This is a genomic window from Chitinophaga sp., assembly GCF_035564935.1.
Classification (GTDB): Bacteria; Bacteroidota; Bacteroidia; order Chitinophagales; family Chitinophagaceae; genus Chitinophaga.
This window is the reverse complement of sequence record NZ_DATMTE010000002.1, coordinates 1-1,887: the sequence shown is the minus strand read 5'-3', so window position 1 is coordinate 1,887 and position 1,887 is coordinate 1. Positions and strand designations below refer to the sequence as shown.

At 54.7% G+C, this 1,887-nt stretch carries 3 protein-coding genes; 2 read left to right on the top strand and 1 reads right to left on the bottom strand.

Annotation, left to right across the window (positions count from 1 at the left end):
• The coding region (locus tag VN105_RS00050; protein ID WP_325636694.1) for a DUF4173 domain-containing protein at nucleotides 1-630 on the bottom strand (630 nt) is incomplete at its 3' end.
• Between VN105_RS00050 and VN105_RS00045 the strand changes: the two genes are divergently transcribed.
• Together VN105_RS00045 and VN105_RS00040 are read left to right on the top strand one after the other, a co-directional pair.
• Nucleotides 534-1,229, top strand: a complete 696-nt coding sequence (locus VN105_RS00045) for a class I SAM-dependent methyltransferase (RefSeq protein ID WP_325636692.1) — start codon at nucleotides 534-536, stop codon at nucleotides 1,227-1,229. The two genes, VN105_RS00050 and VN105_RS00045, sit on opposite strands and share 97 nt — an antisense overlap.
• A gap of 5 nt (nucleotides 1,230-1,234) precedes the next feature.
• Nucleotides 1,235-1,887, top strand: a 653-nt coding sequence (locus VN105_RS00040; protein ID WP_325636690.1) for a glycosyltransferase family 2 protein, incomplete at its 3' end; no start/stop codon positions are given.

The window sequence follows — 1,887 nt, the reverse complement described above, 5'->3', positions numbered from 1 at the left end:
CCGCTGCCGCAGCCGGTCGGCGAGCGTATTCCGCATCTGGACGGCATTGGCGCGCGTCTCCGGAGTCGCGAATTTCGCCGTGCGCAGGAACTGGTCGAGCGCCGGGATCGCGCCCGGCCCCTGCCCCGCCAGATAGTAGATATCGATGGCTGGCCCGGTCCCCGCGACCTCGCGGCTGTGCTCGACGTTGAACCGCGAGATCAGCGCCGGCACGTCGATGAAGGCCACGCCCCACAGCGTCAGCATCAGGGCCGCCAGATTGGTCATCACCAGCCAGCGGTTGCTGCGGCCGGTGGCGATCTTGCCCACGATCAGCGCCAGGCCGACCGCAACCAGCGCCATCCACACGGCGGCGGCAATCCGCATTTCGGTGAGGCCATAGGCCTCGACGTAAAGGTCGAGCCGCAACAGCGACGAGATCACCAGCCATATGTTCTGCGCCACCCACAGATAGACCAGCGTTCGGAGTAGCGGCGAATGCTCACCCGGCCCGCCGCGCCGCGTCGCCACGAGCACGAAGCCGCCGGCAAGAATTGCCGTCGCGATCAGCGGGTAGGCGCCCCGATGCGCGTAGTCGGCATAGCTCAACCCATCGGGCAGCCTTTTCCCTGGATGCCCCGGTAAAAGCAAAAATTGCGGTAGATCCTGAATTCAGGTTTCCTTTCAGAGCCTGGTTACGCACAAAGCTAAAGCCGGGCAATGCAAAGTATTTCCAGGTAACCAGCGACCAGTTTTTTGCAGATCAGAAAGCAATGCTTCGCCAGGATGGTATTGATGTGGCATTTGTAGATGGTTTACATACTTACAAACAATGTTATCAGGATATTGTAAACTGCCTGGAATACCTGAACGATGGCGGTTTTATTGTGGTGCATGATGTAAATCCGCCTAATGCTGCCTGTGAATCGCCGGTAGGCGCCGCCCAGCAGGAAGTGCTGGAAAAAGCGGCTAAAGGGGAGATCCCCGACTGGACCGGAGCCTGGACCGGTGATGTGTGGAAGTCGATTGCCATGCTGCGGACACGAAAGGATCTGCAGGTATTTACCATCGATAGCGACTGGGGCATTGGCATTATCACCAAAGGAACCCCGGAAACTGTGCTCAACCTGAGCCTGCCTGCTATTGAAGCAATGAGCTACGATGATCTTGCAAAGAACCGGTATGAACTGATTAACCTGAAACCTTCCCATTACTTCTTTGAATTTCTGCAGGAGAAATACAGAAAATAGCCGGGATGAAAAAAGTATTTGTTGTTATTGTCACCTATAACGGGGCAAAATGGGTACATAAATGCTTTGACAGCCTACGTTCGGGCAGTTATCCCGTACAAACCATTGTAGTGGATAACGGTTCTACGGATGCTACCATTCCTTTGCTGGAAGCGGGTTACCCGGAAGTAACACTGATCCGCTCCGCTACAAACCTGGGATTTGGGCAGGCGAATAACAAGGCCATTAAACAGGCGTTACAACAGGGGGCAGACTACGTTTTCCTGCTTAACCAGGATGCCTGGACAGAGAAAAACACTATTGAGGTGCTGATCGATGTGATGGAACGGCATCCGGAATACGGGGTGGTAAGCCCTATTCACCTGAGTGGCGACTATAGCGGCATGGATGCGGGGTTTGCACAGTATTACAAAAGGAGTCAGCCGGCGCCCGGAGAGCCCCTGAAAGATATTTACCCGGTGGAGTTTGTAAATGCCGCCGCCTGGATGATGAGTAAAGCCTGCCTGGAGAAAGCAGGTTTGTTTCACCCTGTTTTTTTTCATTACGGAGAAGATAGTAACCTGGCCCAGCGGATCCTTCATTACGGATTTAAAATAGGGGTGTGCCCTGCAGTAACCATTTGTCATGACCGGCACGCCCGTAAGGAAACGGATGAAAT